This is a genomic window from Bradyrhizobium sp. CIR18 (assembly GCF_014198295.1).
GTDB lineage: Bacteria > Pseudomonadota > Alphaproteobacteria > Rhizobiales > Xanthobacteraceae > Bradyrhizobium.
Window position 1 is genome coordinate 111,427 of the sequence record NZ_JACIHF010000006.1, and the last position, 15,976, is coordinate 127,402.

A 15,976-nucleotide genomic window follows, 5' to 3' on the forward strand; every position below is an offset into this window, starting at 1 on the left:
CGAGCGTTCCTTCCGGTTTCCTCAAGCGGGCTCTTGATCGAAGCCGATAGCACCTGGCCTGCCTATTCGAAAGGCTTGTTCGCCCCTGCGGTCTATGATTAGGCATAGGTATGATGACATTCCCAGAGCATTTGCTGGAAGGCTACAGGGCCTTCGCCACCCAGCGGCTGCCGACCGAGCAGACCCGCTATCGCGACCTCTCGGTGAAGGGGCAATCGCCGGAAGTGATGGTGATCGGCTGCTGCGACAGCCGCGTCTCGCCGGAAGTGATCTTCGACGTCGGCCCGGGCGAATTGTTCGTGGTCCGCAACATCGCCAATCTGGTGCCCGTGTATCAGCCCGACGGCAACGCGCATGGCGTCTCGGCCGCGCTGGAATATGCGGTGACGGTGCTGAAGGTGAAGCACATCGTGGTGCTCGGCCACGCCCAATGCGGCGGCATCCGCGCCTTCGTCGACAAGATCGAGCCGCTCACGCCCGGCGACTTCATCGGCAAATGGATGCAGATGTTCATCAAGCCGGGTGAAGTGGTCGAGCAGCGCGACCATGAGAGCATGGCACAATTCGTCGAGCGCATCGAGAAGGCCGCGGTGTTCCGCAGCCTGGAAAACCTGATGACGTTCCCGTTCGTGCAGAAGGCAGTCGACAGCGGCCAGATGCAGACCCACGGCGCCTATTTCGGCGTCGCGGAGGGATCGCTGTTCGTGCTGGACAAGGTTGCGAAGGAATTCAAGAACGCGCGGGGCGTGGCGTAGGCCACCGCTCTCGTAGGGTGGGCAAAGCGAACCGTGCCCACCACCTGTCGCAATCGGAAAGAATGGTGGGCACGGCGCTTTGCGCCTTTGCCCACCCTACGGCAGCGGTGACGTGCCTTACGCCGCCTGCTTCTTCGCGCTGATCATCTTGCGGTTGATCAGCACTTCCGCGATCTGGATGGCGTTGAGCGCGGCGCCCTTGCGGAGGTTGTCGGACACGCACCACAGCACGAGACCGTTCTCAACCGTCGCGTCCTCGCGGATGCGGCTGATGTAAGTCGCGTCCTCGCCGGCCGCTTCGTAAGGCGTCGCGTAGCCGCCGGGCTCCTGCTTGTCGATGACGAGACAGCCGGGCGCCTTGCGCAGGATGTCGCGCGCCTCATCCGCCGTGATCGGATTCTCGAACTCGATGTTGACGGCCTCGGAGTGGCCGACGAACACCGGCACGCGCACGCAGGTGGCGGAGAGCTTGATCTTGGGATCAAGAATCTTCTTGGTCTCCGCCATCATCTTCCACTCTTCCTTGGTGTAGCCGTCCTCCATGAAGACGTCGATGTGGGGGATGACGTTGAAGGCGATGCGCTTGGGGAATTTCTTCGCGACCAGCTCGTCGTTGGTGTAGACGGCCTTGGTCTGCGAGAACAGCTCGTCCATCCCGTCCTTGCCGGCGCCCGACACCGATTGATAGGTCGAGACCACGACGCGCTTGATGGTCGCCTTCTCGTGCAAGGGCTTGAGCGCGACCACGAGCTGCGCGGTCGAGCAGTTCGGGTTGGCGATGATGTTCTTCTTCTTGAAGCCTTCGGTCGCGCCTGCGTTCACCTCCGGCACGATCAGCGGCACGTCCGGATCCATGCGCCAGGCCGACGAGTTGTCGATCACGACGGCGCCGGCGGCGCCGATCTTCGGCGACCATTCCTTCGACACCTCGCCGCCGGCCGACATCAGGCAGATGTCGACGTCGGAGAAGTCGTAATGCTCGAGCGCCTTGCACTTCAGGGTGCGGTCGCCATAGGAGACCTCGACGCCGACGCTGCGGCGTGACGCCAGCGCCACGACCTCGTCCGCGGGGAATTTGCGCTCGTCGAGAATGTTGAGCATTTCCCGTCCGACATTGCCGGTCGCGCCGACGACTGCGACTTTGTAACCCATCGTTCACTCTCCGATGAAAAAGCCCGTTCCCGAAGCTGACGCTTAAACGGGAAGAGCAGCGCTTCTATGCGAGAACCGGCCTCAAGACAACGTTGGACCATGCCTTAGGGACGTGGATGCAGTCGCCTGAGGCCAGCACGGCCGTTAGCCATACCCAGATCCACCTGACTCTCTTGGCTATCGCCGACGAGGTCGTCGGCACGCTGGCGCATCTGGTCGCCTATGTGGGGGCGCTCGCGCTGTTTGCCATCCTCGCCCTCGCCGCGCTCGGCCAGCTCCCCGAGCTGCGCGGCGATGATCCCGCAGACAAGCCGGGCTGGAGCACGGCCGATCGCTCGCACCCGGCCTTCGCCCTGAGCCGGATTGATTCATCAGAGAAAACAGCCTCTTACACCATCCTTCGGCATCCCGAAGGCGGCCGCAAAGACGTGATGCGCTGGGCAGGCGCGGCGGACCAGCCGCTGGCCGAGCTCGAAATCTATCGGGAAGGTGGCGAATTCGATGTGACCCGTCCTGTCGCGATGGACCTCGCCGTCCAGATGGGCCTCGGAGCGGCCACCGCGCTCGAGCAAGCCGGCCTGATCGAGACGAAATTCGGCCCCGTCGCGCTGTTCCGGCCGATCGGCACGGACAAGGGGACGCCGGCCTGCCTCGGCTACCTCAAGCGCAACGAGGAGCCGGCCTTGCAGATCTCCGGCTTCTCCTGCCAGGGCGATACCCTGCCCGCCCGGCGCGCGGCGATCGCCTGCACGCTGAACCGGCTGACGCTGCTGACCTCCGGCAACGAGCCGAAGCTGGCGGAATTGTTCGCCCATGCCGAGCTGAAGCGCCGTGGTTGCGACCTCGCGGGCTCGCCGGACTGGCTGCTGGGCGCCGCCAACGCGCAATTGCGCGGGGCGCTTTGACCGGCATCAAGCCCAAGTGGCTGGTATTGATGCAACTTTTGCCAGCGCGCACGATTATTCCGAGCTGGTGTGACCCAATAGACCTAGTTGCACTCACCCCGGCCGGGCTAGTATGGGGGTGAAATCGACTGGCGGCCTGCCGCCTGAAGGGGACGTGATGAGCTCGAAATTCTCTGCCAAATTGGCGACCTTGCTTGCAGCGGGCGCCGTGATTGCCATGTCCTCTGCCATTGTGGCGACGCCGGCCTCGGCTGACACCAAGACCAAGCGCTATGACGAACGTGGCCGGCACTATTACGGCCCTGGTGGACCCAACGCCGTCTACCAGCAGGGCCGCACCCGCATCTATGTGAGCAAGCGCTCCTGGCTCGACGGCGGCACCGAGGTCAATCCGGGCGACCGCAAGTTCTCCGACTACGCCTTCCCGCCGGCGGTCGGCTATCCGTCCTTCGCCCGCGAGAATCTCAACCGCCCGATCGACCGCCAGCCGCTTTCGCCGCCGCAGGACGTCGGCGGCTACCCGCAGAATTTCCCGCTGTACTGAGCGGAGTTATCGACCGAATCAAAATGGCCGGGCTCGCGCCCGGCCATTTTTGTTTTTGCGAGGTGCCGTAGGGTGGGCAAAGGCGCCCTTGCGCCGTGCCCACGATCTCTCTCGGTCACGAAAAATGCGTGGGCACGCTTCGCTTTGCCCACCCTACGATTCCTGTTGCTTGGGTGAGATGCGTGCGCCTCACGCGTTCGCAGCCGGATCATAGCGTCTGCAAAACTCCTCGATCGCTTCGGAGCGGAAATCGGCGAGGCGCTCGAAGATGAGCTCATCCGACCAATCCCACCAGGCGATGCGGCGCAGGCTGTCCGCAACGGAATCAGGAAAGCGCTTGCGGATCGGACGCGCGGGAACGCCGCCGACGATCGTGTAGGGCTCGACATCGCGGCTGACCACCGCGCCCGCAGCGATCACCGCGCCGTCACCGACGTTCACGCCGGGCAGCAGGATGGCGGCGTGCCCGATCCAGACATCATTGCCGACGATGACCCGGTCGCCGCGGCGGTCCGCGAAGAAGTCGCGGTCGCGCGTCACGCCCGCCTCGTAATATTCCGGGCAATAGGTGAAGCGATGCTGCGACGGCCGGCCCATCGGATGATTGGGCGCACCGATCCGCACCGAATTGGCGATGGCCGTGAACTTTCCGATGGCGGCGTCGGCGACCTCGCAGTTCTCGCCGAGATAGGAGTAGTCGCCGAGCGAGGCATATTCGATGCGGGTGTGGCTGAGGACCTCGCAGCGCCGCCCGATCTGCGCCTCGCGCTGGCGCACCGTGTCATGGATGATGGTTTCCGCGATCTTGGGGCGGGGTGAAGCATCCATGAATCAGCTCCGAGAGCAGGTGCCGCAGGGTGGGCAAAGGCGCAACGCGCCGTGCCCACCATCTCTTTCTAATCAGCACTCAGAACGTGGGCACGCTTCGCTTTGCCCACCCTACGAGAGCGGTGCCTGCCGTTACGCGTGCAGCTTCTGCAGTTCCTTCAGGATCGCTTCGCCCATCTGCGTGGTCGAGGCGGCCGTGGTGCCTTCCGACTTGATGTCGGCGGTGCGCAGACCGCTGGCGAGCACCGCGGCGATCGCGGCGTCGACCTTGTCGGCGAGCGCGCCCATGTCGAAGGAATAGCGCAGCGCCATGCCGAACGACGAGATCATCGCGATGGGATTGGCGAGGCCCTGGCCTGCGATATCAGGCGCCGAGCCGTGCACGGGCTCGTACAGCGCCTTGCGCTTCTTGGTCTTGACGTCGACCTCGCCGAGCGAGGCCGAGGGCAGCATGCCGAGCGATCCCGTCAGCATCGCCGCGATGTCGGACAGCATGTCGCCGAACAGATTGTCGGTGACGATGACGTCGAACTGCTTCGGCCATTTCACCAGCATCATGCCGCCGGAATCGGCGAGCTGGTGCTCGAGCGTGACATCAGGGTATTCGCGCTTGTGGACCTGGGTCATGACCTCGTTCCAGAGCACGCCCGATTTCATGACGTTGCGCTTTTCCATCGACGTCACTTTGTTCTTGCGCTTCCTGGCAAGCTCGAAGGCGACGCGGCCGATGCGCTCGATCTCATAGGTGTCGTAGACCTGGGTATCGACGGCGCGCTTCTGGCCATTGCCGAGGTCGGTGATGGTCTTGGGCTCGCCGAAATAGACGCCGCCGGTGAGCTCGCGCACGATGACGATGTCGAGGCCTTCGACGGCCTCACGCTTCAGGCTCGATGCATCGGCCAGCGCCGGGTAGCACACCGCGGGACGGAGGTTGGCGAACAAGGCCAGATCCTTGCGCAGGCGCAAGAGGCCGGCTTCGGGGCGCACCTCGTAGGGCACCGCGTCCCACTTCGGACCGCCGACCGCGCCGAAGATGATGGCGTCGGCCGCAAGCGCCTTGGCCATGTCGCCCTCGGAGATCGACACCTTGTGCGCGTCATAGGCGGAGCCGCCGACGAGGCCGGTATCCGTCTCGAACTTGGCGATCCCGGCCGAATTGAGCCAGTCGATCAGCCGCTTCACCTCGCCCATCACCTCGGGGCCGATACCGTCGCCGGGAAGCAGCAGCAATTTGTGGGTCGCCATGGTCGTTCCTCTCAGGTCGAATTCGGCCGGAGTGCTAGAGCGGCGTTGCGCGCTTGGCAAGACACCATTGCCGGGGTGCGGCTGTGCAAGGCGGACGGGGCCTGCCACACTGGGTGGGCCGGAGAACCCCTTGCACGCCCAAGACTGCTTTACTAAAGACCGCCGCCCGCCCTACGCGCATCCCGCGCGGCTGATCCTGACCCTGTCGCTGGCGGCGACGGTCGGGCTCGGCATCGGCCGCTTTGCCTATGCGCTGGTGCTGCCCGACATGCGGGAGGCCCTCGGCTGGTCCTACTCGGCGGCCGGATTCATGAACACCATCAACGCCGTCGGCTATCTCGTCGGCGCGCTTGTGGCCTCGCGCCTGATCCAGCGCGTCGGCTGGGCGGCCGCGATCCGCGGCGGAACTGTGGCCTGCGTCGCCGCGCTCGCCATTTGCGCGCTGACGGGGAATTTCGTCGCGCTGAGCCTGGCGCGCCTCGTACTCGGTCTCGGGGCCGCGGCGGGCTTCGTCGCCGGCGGCGCGCTCGCTGCGACCATCGCCCAGTCGCGCCCGGAGCGGGCCAATTTCCTGCTCAGCCTTTTCTATGCCGGGCCCGGCATCGGCATTCTGTCCTCGGGGCTGATCGCGCCGTTCACGCTGCAATATTTCGGGCCGGGCTCGTGGTGGATGGTGTGGTGGGCGCTGACACTGCTCTCGGCCGCGATGACCGTGCCGCTGTTCCTGATTCGCATCGAGAGCGGCGCGCGTTTCTCGGAAGGCAGCCACGCCGCCTTCGCGATTCGTCCCGTGCTGATCTACCTCGCGGGCTATTTCCTGTTCGGCGCGGGCTACATCGCCTACATGACCTTCATGATCGCCTATGTACGCGACGGCGGCGGCGGGGCCGCAGCACAAGCGGCGTTCTGGGGCCTGATCGGCCTGTCCGCCTTCGTGACTCCCTGGGCCTGGCGCGGCGTGCTGGCGCTCGATCGCGGCGGATTGGCCACCGCCATCATTCTCGGCACTAACGCGCTCGGCGCGGCCCTGCCGATGCTCGGGCATTCACCGGCATGGCTCGCGGTCTCCGCCGTGGTGTTCGGCGTCGCTTTCTTCGCCGTGGTCGGCTCGACCACCGCCTTCGTGCGCTTCAACTATCCGCCGGCGATGTGGCCGACCGCGATCGCGGCGATGACGATTTCGTTCGGCGTCGGGCAAACGCTGGGGCCGATCGTGGTCGGCGCGATCACGGACGCGCTGGGGAGCTTGAGCTACGCGCTCAACGTATCGGCGGCGCTGCTGGCGCTGGGGGCGGTCGCGGCGCTATGTCAGCGGAAGGTGGGGCCAGCCAAGGAATCGGCGCCGTAGGGTGGGCAAAGGCGCGTAGCGCCGTGCCCACGGTTTTATTCATGATGGATGGAATGGTGGGCACGCTTGCGCTTTGCCCACCCTACGGCAGCTTCGCCGGAACGGCGATCAGCTCCCGCTAAACGAATTGTACCCCTGGTCTTCCCAATAGCCGCCCTTGTAGTCGTTGGTGACTTCCATCGAGACCACGTATTTCGGGTTCTTGAAGCCGAGTTTTGTCGGCACGCGGATCTTCATGGGAAAACCGTAGGCGCGCGGCAGGATTTCATTCGCGTATTTGAACGTCATCTGGGTCTGCGGATGCAGCGCGCTGCGCATGTCGAGCGGCGAATTGTAGCCGTCCTTGTCGGCGCACTGGAACCAGACGTATTTGGCGCGCGTGTCGGCGCCGATCAGCTTGAGGAAATCGCGCAAGGGCGTGCCGGTCCAGCTGCCGATCGCGCTCCAGCCCTCGACGCAGATGTGACGCGTGATCTGCGTGACCTGCGGCAGCTTGTAGAGCTCGTCCAGCGGCCAGGACTTGTTGTTGTCGACCAGGCCGCGAACCTCGAGCTTCCAGTCGGCGCCAGCGACGTCGGGTGCGTCGTCGAGATCGTAATAGGCATTGAACGGAAACGGCTTCGTGATCGCGCTCTCGGGAAAAGTCGGCGCCAGCGCGTCGGGATTGAAGATGAAGGCCTGCACCGCGTCGTTGAATTTCGAGACCTGCTTCAGCATCTCCTCCGCCGAGGACGAGTCGATCACATCGCAGCCGGTGAGCAGCGTCAGCGCGCCGAGACTGGCGCCGCCCGCGATGAAGCGACGGCGGGTGACGTCGGGCATCGTTTTGATGGAATCCTTGATCAGGAGCCGCTTGTCGACGCCGGGGATCAGGAATGAACGCTTGGCCATGCTCTCCTCACATATCTATTCTGAGCATGATCTTGTCGGAAAACCGCTTTACACTTTTCCGGATCATGCTCTAGCGACCGATGATCATGGCGCGCAGGCTCTTCGGCACGAGCAGCGCGAGCAGGACGTGAACGACGAGGAACGCGCAGATCGCGACCATGCAGAAGAAATGGATGTAGCGCGCGGTCGGGTAGTCGCCGAACAGGGCGACGAGATAATAGAGCTGCACCGGCTTCCACATCCCTAAGCCCGTGAGCACGATCAGCACGCCGACCACGATGATGCCGGCATAGAGCAGGCGCTGCACGTAATTGTAGACGGTAAGATCGTCATGGCCGAGCTTGAAGGTCAGCGCAGCCCTGACGTCGTGGAGCACGCCCGAAGGTGTGATCGGCAACAGCTTCTTGCGGAAGCGGCCGGTGGCAAAGCCCGTGATGAGATAGGCGAGGCCGTTGATCATCAACAGCCACATCGCGGCAAAGTGCCAGAGCAGGCCACCGCCGAGCCAGCCGCCGAGCGTGTACTCGCGCGGAAAACTGAAGCCGAACAGCGGCGAGGCGTTGTAGATCTGCCAGCCCGACAGGATCATCAGGATCATGGCCAGCGCATTGACCCAGTGCATGACGCGGACCCAGGCCGGCTGGATCACTTTGGCCGGGGCGGCGCTGACCTGCTCGTCGGTGACTGTGAGGCTCGACATGATGGTTCCGTCCTGAATGTCGTGTGACACCGATTATACGCCGATGCGCCCGCTTTCGTTACGCCCTGTCCGCCATCGAATCGATAGCGTCGGGCTATGGCGGTCACAATAAAGCGAGCCGGGTGCCCCCGGCTCGCCGTTTCGTCGCATCCTGCTCGGGGATGAAACAGGATCGCGCGGTGTTACGTCGCCGGCATCAGCACGGTGTCGACCACATGGATCACGCCGTTGGACTGGTTGACGTTGGAGATCGTGACCATCGAGGTGCCGCCCTTGGCATCGACGATCCAGGTCTTGCCGTCCATCTTCTTGACCGTCAGTTCCTCGCCTTCGGCGGTCTTCAGCTTCTTGCCCTCGGTGAGGTCGGAGGCCTCGAGCTTGCCGGGCACGACATGGTAGGTGAGGATCTTGGTCAGCGTCGCCTTGTTCTCGGGCTTGACCAGATTGTCGACGGTGCCGGCCGGCAGCTTGCCGAAGGCGGCGTTGGTCGGCGCGAACACCGTGAACGGACCCTTGCCTTCCAGCGTCGGCACCAGGCCGGCCGCCTTCACCGCCGCGACCAGCGTGGTGTGGTCCTTCGAATTGACCGCGTTCTGGACGATGTTCTTGGACGGGAACATCGCGGCGCCGCCGACCATGACGGTCTTCTCCTCGGCGCGGACAGGCGCGACGACGGTCGCGGTGATGGCCAGGGCGCTGAAGGCGGCGGCGGCGAGATAGGCAATGCGCTTCGACATGGAAAGTCTCCCGATTGAATTGGTACCGGCGATGGCCGGTGATGGGTTGGGGCAACAACGGCGACTGCGACCTATTGGCGTGAAGCAGCAGCGCCGTCGTTGGACCGAACTACGGGAGGGTTCGGGTTGCGGTTTCGGAGAAAAATTCTTTGTGATGCGTGAAACTATGGAGCGGCGTGTCCGTGTGATGCGAACACGCGCCAAGCGGGCGGTGCCGTAGGGTGGGCAAAGCGCAGCGTGCCCACCAACCGCAAATGGAGAGAGGTGGTGGGCACGGCGCTTTGCGCCTTTGCCCACCCTACGACAGTGCGCCCGTTGCAGTAGTTGTGCCCGCACTAATCCCTGTTGTTCGGCGTCTGAATGAATCCGCGATTATGCGTCGGGCTGATCAGCACCTCGTTGATGCAGACGCGCGGCGGCATCGAGGCGATGAACGCGATGGTGCGGCCGAGATCTTCGGATTGCAGCATCTTCGCCTGCTCGTCCTCGCTCGGCACCACCGGGCGCAGCTTGAGGATCGGCGTCGCTACCTCGCCCGGCATCAGACAGCAGGCGCGCAGGCCGTTGACGCATTCGTCCATGTTGAAGGAATGGGTCAGCGCCAGCACCGCATGCTTGGTCGTGGTGTAGGCCGGCCCCGGCATCTTCGAGACGTGGCGGCCGGCCCAGGACGAGACGTTGATGATCGCGCCGTCCTGCTGCTTGCGCATCGTCGGCAGCACCGCGCGCATGCAATAGAGCACGCCGTTAAGATTGACCTGGACCAGTCTGTCCCAGCCCTCCAGTTCCATGTCCTTCCAGCTGCGCTTGGGAACATTGATGCCGGCATTGTTGACCAGGAGGTCGATGCGGCCGTGCCTGGCGACGATCTGATCGGCGGCTTTCTGGGCTTCCGCAGCGTTGGCCACGTCCAGCGCGATGGCCTCGGCCGCCCCGCCCGTCTTGGCGATTTTGGCAACCACGGTATCCAGGGCGTCCTTCCGCCGGCCGGACACCACCACCGTCCAGCCGTCGGCCGCCAGCGCCTCGGCGCCGGCCTCGCCGATCCCGCTGCCTCCACCCGTGACCCAGGCCACGCGTTTCCCACCTTTTGTCATGCAAACTGTCTCCGTTGCTTCATTGGGGCGGTTTTTGCTAATCCAACCCTCGGTTTGACCGGCCTTCGCCGGCGAGGAATGTTGCATGAACCCAGCTGCCAACGCCAATTTGTTCTCCCGCCTGTTCGACGGCCTGGACGATCCGAAGCGCCTCGCGATCGAGACGCATGACGGCGGCCATATCAGCTATGGCGAGTTGATCGCGCGGGCCGGGCAGATGGCAAATGTGCTGGTCGCGCGCGGCGTGAAGCCGGGCGACCGCGTTGCGGTGCAGGTCGAGAAATCCGTCGCCAATATCGTGCTGTATCTCGGCACTGTCAGGGCCGGCGCGGTCTATCTGCCGCTCAACACCGCCTATACGCTGAACGAGCTTGATTACTTCATCGGCGACGCCGAGCCGTCGCTGGTGGTCTGCGATCCCTCCAAGGCGGAAGGCCTTGCCCCGATCGCCGCCAAGGTAAAGGCCAAGATCGAGACGCTCGGAGCTGACGGCAAGGGCTCGCTGACGGAAGCCGCCGACAAGGCCGGCAGCGAATTCACGACCGTCGCGCGGGCGAACGACGATCTCGCCGCCATCCTCTACACCTCGGGCACCACGGGGCGCTCCAAGGGCGCGATGCTGACGCATGATAATCTGGCGTCGAACTCGCTCTCGCTCGTCGGCTATTGGCGCTTCACCGACAAGGACGTGCTGATCCACGCGCTGCCGATCTATCATACCCACGGCCTGTTCGTGGCGACCAACGTGACGCTGTTCGCGCGGGCGTCGATGATCTTCCTGCCGAAGCTCGATCCGGATTTGATGATCAAGCTGATGGCGCGCGCCACGGTGCTGATGGGCGTGCCGACCTTCTATACGCGCCTGCTGCAAAATTCCGCGCTGTCGCGCGACACCACAAAGCATATGCGACTGTTCATCTCGGGCTCGGCGCCGCTGCTGGCCGAGACCCATCGCGAATGGTCGGCGCGGACGGGGCACGCCGTGCTCGAACGCTACGGCATGACCGAGACCAACATGAACACGTCGAACCCCTATGACGGCGAGCGCGTGCCCGGCGCAGTCGGCTTTCCCTTGCCGGGCGTCTCCGTGCGCGTGACCGAGCCCGAGACGGGCAAAGAGCTGCCGCACGAGGAGATCGGCATGATCGAGGTCAAGGGCCCGAACGTCTTCAAGGGCTATTGGCGCATGCCGGAGAAGACCAAGTCCGAATTCCGCGACGACGGCTTCTTCATCACCGGCGACCTCGGCAAGATCGACGCCAAGGGCTACGTCCACATCCTCGGCCGCGGCAAGGATCTCGTGATCTCCGGCGGCTTCAACGTCTATCCGAAAGAGATCGAGAGCGAGATCGACGCCATGCCGGGCGTGGTGGAATCCGCTGTGATCGGCGTGCCGCACGCCGATTTCGGCGAGGGCGTCACGGCGGTTCTGGTCTGCAACAAGGGCGCGGACGTGAGCGAGGCCTCGGTACTGAAGGCGCTCGACGGGCGGCTTGCGAAGTTCAAGATGCCCAAACGCGTCTTCGTCGTCGACGAGCTGCCGCGGAACACCATGGGCAAGGTGCAGAAGAACATTTTGCGGGATACGTACAAGGATATTTACGCCAAGAAATAGGGCTGGCGTTCGCCGTCCTTGCGGATGAAGCCGTAGGGTGGGTGAGCCGAAGGCGTAACCCACCTCTTTGCGTTCCGCGGCGGCAGAAGCGGCGCCGCACTCGAATGTGGACGCAGCGGCTACAGCCCGCCGACCAGACTCATCACGAACCGGCTGCCGACGATCAACAGATAACATCCGAACGCGACTTCCAGCGACCGCTTCGACATCGCATGCGCGGCTCTCACGCCTAGCGGCGCGGTGACGAGGCTCATCGGCATCACCAGCACGGCGCCGATCAGCGAGACGTAGCCGAGTGCGAACGGGATCTGCAGGGCTGCGACGGCCGGATAGTTCGCCGCCGCAGGCCAGCCCGCATAGATGTAGCCGAGTGCGCCGGGGATCGAGATCAGCACCGCGAGTGCGGATGACGTCGCCACCGCCTGATGGATCGGACGGCTGTAGAAAGTCATCAGCAGGTTCGATAACAGGCCGCCGCCGATGCCCATCAGCGTCGAAAGAATACCGACGCAAAAGCCGTAGACGCGCATCAAGGGACCCTTCGGCAGATCGTCGCCCAACTTCCAGCCTTCGCGCGCGAAGATGAGGCGTGCCGCCGCCGACCAGGCGACACAGACGAACACGATCTTGAACAGCCGCTCCGGCGCATAGCGCGCGACCACGCTGCCGGCGACCACGCCCATCATGATCGGCAGCCACCACACCCGCAAGATGGCCGTATCGACGGCGCCGCGCTTGTAATGCGCCTGGAACGAACGGATCGAGGTCGGGATGATCACCGCGAGCGAGGTGCCGATGCAGAGCGGCATGCGCACCTGCAGCGGCACGCCGGCGATGCGAAAGCATTCGTAGAACACCGGCACGAGAATCGCGCCCCCGCCGATGCCGAACACGCCGGCCAAAAATCCCGAAAGCGCGCCGGTTGCGATCAGCAGCAGCGCGAGCTCGACGATGTCCTTGATATCAAGTCCTGCAATCACCCCAGACCTGCCCCGGCGACTGGTCGCAACCTCTCCCGACGTCAGCCGGAGACGGCTGCGGTCCCAGCTTTAGGCGATCCGGGTTGCGTGGTCGACGCACCGGACGTGCCGGCTGGGGTGGAATGCGGGCTGCGCATATCCGCGGTCCCAGCGAAACCGGCCCAGCGTGCGGCGGGCCGAGTCGCCTTGGCCCTGGTGAGGCGGCTATGGGCGACACGGAGCGATTGGCGCGAGCGGCGAGCAGCGGACGGTGGGTTAGAGGCGTTCCAATAGTGATTTCAATGCGCCTCGCACAGGCTGCGAAGTAGTGAATCTAAGTTCTTAATTTGGTTGGCGGACCGATGTCCTGGTATACCAAGCCCCTGATTGGCCTTGTTTCATCAAGGCTCTAGAGCTGAACCATGGTTCGATTTATGGCAATTTGGAGATTGCGCAGGCCAAATCGACTCCGTAAATAGAGCCGACCTTTCCGATCCCCGCGCGCCCCCTGCTGGGCCGCCATAAAACATCAAAGCCCATGACCGCACGGATCGAACGACCCCTCTCGCCGCACATGCAAGTCTACCGCTGGACGCTGACGATGGCTCTCTCCATCATCCATCGCGCCACCGGTATTGCCCTCTATTTCGGAACCCTGCTGCTGGTCTGGTGGCTGGTTGCCGCGGCTTCCGGCCCGGCCGCTTACGCGCACGTCCAGGCCTTCGCCGGCAGCATCATCGGGCGGCTGATCGTGTTCGGCTACACCTGGGCGCTGATGCACCATATGCTCAGCGGCATCCGGCACTTCGTGTGGGACCTCGGCTACGGCTTCAAGGCCAATGAGCGGGAAGCGCTGACCTGGGGCGCCCTGATCGGCGGCATCGCGCTGACGGTGCTGATCTGGATCATCGCCTATGCGAACGGAGGTGGACGATGAGCGCATCCGATACGCCGAAGCGCAGCCTGCGCACCCCGCTCGGCCGCGTTCGCAATCTCGGCGCCGCGCATTCCGGCACGTCCGATTTCTGGCGTCAGCGCATCACCGGCGTCGCCATGACGCTGCTGATGATCCCGGCGCTGGTGATCATCGTGATGCTGCTCGGCCGCAATCAGGTCTACGCTGCGCAGACCCTGAGCTCCATTCCCGTCGCGGTGATCCTGCTCCTGTTCATCTTCGCCAGCGCCTGGCACATGAAGATCGGCATGCAGGTGGTGATCGAGGACTACGTCCATAACGAGAAGCTGAAGCTCGTCTCGATCATGCTCAACAATTTCTTCTCGGTCGCCGTGGCGCTCGCCTCGACCTACGCGATCCTGAAACTGTCCTCCGGAGTGTAACCCATGGCCACCACAACGAATGGCACGGGCAACGGCGCTCCCGCCACCAACGGCAAAGCCTATCCGATCGAAGACCACACCTATGACGTCGTCGTGGTCGGCGCCGGCGGCGCGGGCCTGCGCGCCGTGGTCGGCTGCAGCGAGGCCGGCCTGCGCACGGCCTGCATCACCAAGGTGTTTCCGACCCGCTCGCACACGGTGGCGGCGCAGGGCGGCATCTCCGCCTCGCTCGGCAACATGCACAAGGACGACTGGCGCTGGCACATGTACGACACCGTGAAGGGGTCGGACTGGCTCGGCGACCAGGACGCGATCGAATACATGGTGCGCAACGCGCCCGACGCGGTCTACGAGCTCGAGCATTGGGGCGTTCCGTTCTCGCGCACCGAGGACGGCAAGATCTATCAGCGTCCGTTCGGCGGCATGACCATGGACTACGGCAAGGGCCAGGCGCAGCGCACCTGCGCCGCCGCCGACCGCACCGGTCACGCCATGCTGCACACGATGTACGGCCAGTCGCTGCGCCACGCTGCCGAGTTCTTCATCGAGTTCTTCGCCATCGATCTGATCATGGACGACCAGGGCACCTGCCGCGGCGTCATCGCGCTCAAGCTCGACGACGGCACGCTGCACCGCTTCCGCGCCCAGACCGTGATTCTGGCGACCGGCGGCTACGGCCGTGCCTATGCCTCCTGTACCTCGGCGCACACCTGCACCGGTGACGGCGGCGGCATGGTGCTGCGCGCCGGCCTGCCGATGCAGGACATGGAGTTCGTGCAGTTCCACCCGACCGGCATCTACGGCTCGGGCTGTCTCGTCACCGAAGGCGCCCGCGGCGAAGGCGGCTATCTCGTCAACTCGGAAGGCGAGCGCTTCATGGAGCGCTATGCGCCCTCGGCCAAGGACCTCGCCTCGCGCGATGTCGTCTCGCGCGCGATGACCATCGAGATCCGCGAAGGTCGCGGCGTCGGCAAGAAGAAGGACCACATCTTCCTGCATCTGGACCATCTCGATCCCGCGGTGCTGGCCGAGCGGCTGCCGGGCATCTCGGAATCCGCAAAGATCTTCGCCAATGTCGACGTGACGCGCGAGCCGATCCCGATCGTGCCGACGGTGCACTACAACATGGGCGGCATCCCCACCAACTATCACGGCGAAGTCCTGACCAAGAAGGACGGCGACGACAACGCCATCATCCCCGGCCTGATGGCGATCGGCGAAGCCGCCTGCGTCTCCGTGCACGGCGCCAACCGCCTCGGCTCCAACTCGCTGATCGACCTCGTCGTGTTCGGCCGCGCCGCAGCGCTCCGCCTCGCCGAGAAGCTGACGCCCAATGCCAAGCAGCCGGAGCTGCCGGCGAACTCGTCCGAGCTCGCGCTCGGCCGGCTCGACCATTACCGCTACGCCTCCGGCGGCACGCCGACCGCAAAGCTGCGCGAAGGCATGCAGCACGTGATGCAGAGCAATTGCGCGGTATTCCGCACCGGCGAAGTCCTCAGCGAGGGCCAGAACCTGATCGAGAAGGTCCACAGCGGCATCACCGACATCGCCGTGTCCGACCGCTCGCTGGTGTGGAATTCGGACCTCGTCGAGACGCTCGAGTTCGACAATTTGATCTCGCAGGCGGTGGTGACGATGAACTCGGCCGCCAACCGCACCGAGAGCCGCGGCGCGCATGCGCGCGAGGACTTCTCCGAACGCGACGACAAGAACTGGATGAAGCACACGCTGGCCTGGCTGGACGATGCCGGCAAGGTCAAGATCGAGTACCGCCCGGTTCACGACTACACCATGACCAACGACGTGCAGTACATCCCGCCGAAAGCGCGTGTGTACTGAGCGAACAGCGAAGGCCTTATCGA

The 15,976-nt window shown here is 64.4% G+C and carries 17 protein-coding genes; 9 read left to right on the forward strand and 8 right to left on the reverse strand.

Annotated features, from left to right (window positions below):
* Positions 1 to 110: 110 nt before the first annotated feature.
* Positions 111 to 755 (forward strand): carbonic anhydrase, encoded by a 645-nt coding sequence (locus GGD65_RS20760; protein WP_018318917.1) that lies wholly within the window; start codon positions 111 to 113, stop codon positions 753 to 755.
* 117 nt (positions 756 to 872) lie between these two features.
* On the opposite strand, the gene GGD65_RS20765 is transcribed toward GGD65_RS20760, so the two are convergent.
* Positions 873 to 1,907: an aspartate-semialdehyde dehydrogenase gene (locus GGD65_RS20765; protein WP_183236465.1), complete on the reverse strand. Its 1,035-nt coding sequence runs from the start codon at positions 1,905 to 1,907 to the stop codon at positions 873 to 875.
* Positions 1,908 to 2,023: 116 nt separating this feature from the next.
* Here GGD65_RS20765 and GGD65_RS20770 point away from each other — a divergent pair, with 116 nt between their 5' ends.
* Both GGD65_RS20770 and GGD65_RS20775 read left to right on the forward strand, forming a co-directional pair.
* Positions 2,024 to 2,812 carry a hypothetical protein gene (locus GGD65_RS20770; protein WP_183236466.1) on the forward strand — a complete coding sequence of 263 codons (789 nt, stop codon included), beginning with the start codon at positions 2,024 to 2,026 and terminating at the stop codon, positions 2,810 to 2,812.
* A gap of 157 nt (positions 2,813 to 2,969) precedes the next feature.
* Positions 2,970 to 3,356, forward strand: a complete 387-nt coding sequence (locus tag GGD65_RS20775) for a hypothetical protein (protein ID WP_179732340.1) — start codon at positions 2,970 to 2,972, stop codon at positions 3,354 to 3,356.
* Between the two features lie 189 nt (positions 3,357 to 3,545).
* Here GGD65_RS20775 and GGD65_RS20780 read toward each other — a convergent pair whose 3' ends face one another.
* Positions 3,546 to 4,184 carry a DapH/DapD/GlmU-related protein gene (locus tag GGD65_RS20780; protein WP_183236467.1) on the reverse strand — a complete coding sequence of 213 codons (639 nt, stop codon included), beginning with the start codon at positions 4,182 to 4,184 and terminating at the stop codon, positions 3,546 to 3,548.
* Between the two features lie 132 nt (positions 4,185 to 4,316).
* Positions 4,317 to 5,429: a 3-isopropylmalate dehydrogenase gene (leuB, locus tag GGD65_RS20785; protein WP_018318921.1), complete on the reverse strand. Its 1,113-nt coding sequence runs from the start codon at positions 5,427 to 5,429 to the stop codon at positions 4,317 to 4,319.
* A gap of 130 nt (positions 5,430 to 5,559) precedes the next feature.
* Between leuB and GGD65_RS20790 the strand changes: the two genes are divergently transcribed.
* Positions 5,560 to 6,777 (forward strand): YbfB/YjiJ family MFS transporter, encoded by a 1,218-nt coding sequence (locus GGD65_RS20790; protein ID WP_183236468.1) that lies wholly within the window; start codon positions 5,560 to 5,562, stop codon positions 6,775 to 6,777.
* Positions 6,778 to 6,885: 108 nt separating this feature from the next.
* Here the strand turns inward: GGD65_RS20790 and GGD65_RS20795 are convergent, their stop codons facing one another.
* The 3 genes from GGD65_RS20795 to GGD65_RS20805 all read right to left on the reverse strand — a co-directional run bounded on the left by GGD65_RS20795 (position 6,886) and on the right by GGD65_RS20805 (position 9,105).
* On the reverse strand, positions 6,886 to 7,668 hold the full coding sequence (locus GGD65_RS20795; protein ID WP_183236469.1) for a molybdopterin-binding protein: 783 nt from the start codon (positions 7,666 to 7,668) through the stop codon (positions 6,886 to 6,888).
* A gap of 70 nt (positions 7,669 to 7,738) precedes the next feature.
* Positions 7,739 to 8,368: a cytochrome b/b6 domain-containing protein gene (locus GGD65_RS20800; protein WP_018318923.1), complete on the reverse strand. Its 630-nt coding sequence runs from the start codon at positions 8,366 to 8,368 to the stop codon at positions 7,739 to 7,741.
* 182 nt (positions 8,369 to 8,550) lie between these two features.
* Complete coding sequence (locus GGD65_RS20805) at positions 8,551 to 9,105, reverse strand: fasciclin domain-containing protein (protein WP_028139268.1); 555 nt, start codon at positions 9,103 to 9,105, stop codon at positions 8,551 to 8,553.
* Here GGD65_RS20805 and GGD65_RS20810 point away from each other — a divergent pair.
* Complete coding sequence (locus GGD65_RS20810) at positions 9,092 to 9,325, forward strand: hypothetical protein (protein ID WP_183236470.1); 234 nt, start codon at positions 9,092 to 9,094, stop codon at positions 9,323 to 9,325. The genes GGD65_RS20805 and GGD65_RS20810 overlap by 14 nt on opposite strands.
* A gap of 115 nt (positions 9,326 to 9,440) precedes the next feature.
* Here GGD65_RS20810 and GGD65_RS20815 read toward each other — a convergent pair whose 3' ends face one another.
* On the reverse strand, positions 9,441 to 10,202 hold the full coding sequence (locus GGD65_RS20815; RefSeq protein WP_092261514.1) for an SDR family oxidoreductase: 762 nt from the start codon (positions 10,200 to 10,202) through the stop codon (positions 9,441 to 9,443).
* 85 nt (positions 10,203 to 10,287) lie between these two features.
* On the opposite strand from GGD65_RS20815, the gene GGD65_RS20820 reads away from it, so the two are divergent.
* Positions 10,288 to 11,817: a malonyl-CoA synthase gene (locus tag GGD65_RS20820; RefSeq protein WP_183236471.1), complete on the forward strand. Its 1,530-nt coding sequence runs from the start codon at positions 10,288 to 10,290 to the stop codon at positions 11,815 to 11,817.
* Positions 11,818 to 11,936: 119 nt separating this feature from the next.
* Here GGD65_RS20820 and GGD65_RS20825 read toward each other — a convergent pair whose 3' ends face one another.
* Positions 11,937 to 12,797 carry a sulfite exporter TauE/SafE family protein gene (locus tag GGD65_RS20825; RefSeq protein ID WP_183236472.1) on the reverse strand — a complete coding sequence of 287 codons (861 nt, stop codon included), beginning with the start codon at positions 12,795 to 12,797 and terminating at the stop codon, positions 11,937 to 11,939.
* Positions 12,798 to 13,314: 517 nt separating this feature from the next.
* Here GGD65_RS20825 and sdhC point away from each other — a divergent pair.
* The 3 genes from sdhC to sdhA are packed head-to-tail and all read left to right on the forward strand — an operon-like array spanning position 13,315 to position 15,953.
* Positions 13,315 to 13,713: a succinate dehydrogenase, cytochrome b556 subunit gene (gene sdhC, locus GGD65_RS20830; protein WP_018318928.1), complete on the forward strand. Its 399-nt coding sequence runs from the start codon at positions 13,315 to 13,317 to the stop codon at positions 13,711 to 13,713.
* A complete protein-coding gene (gene sdhD / locus GGD65_RS20835; protein WP_018318929.1) occupies positions 13,710 to 14,114 on the forward strand; it encodes a succinate dehydrogenase, hydrophobic membrane anchor protein in 405 nt (134 codons plus the stop codon). The genes sdhC and sdhD overlap by 4 nt, the downstream gene beginning before the upstream one ends.
* 3 nt (positions 14,115 to 14,117) lie before the next feature.
* Positions 14,118 to 15,953 (forward strand): succinate dehydrogenase flavoprotein subunit, encoded by a 1,836-nt coding sequence (sdhA, locus tag GGD65_RS20840; RefSeq protein ID WP_018318930.1) that lies wholly within the window; start codon positions 14,118 to 14,120, stop codon positions 15,951 to 15,953.
* Positions 15,954 to 15,976 lie beyond the last annotated feature (23 nt).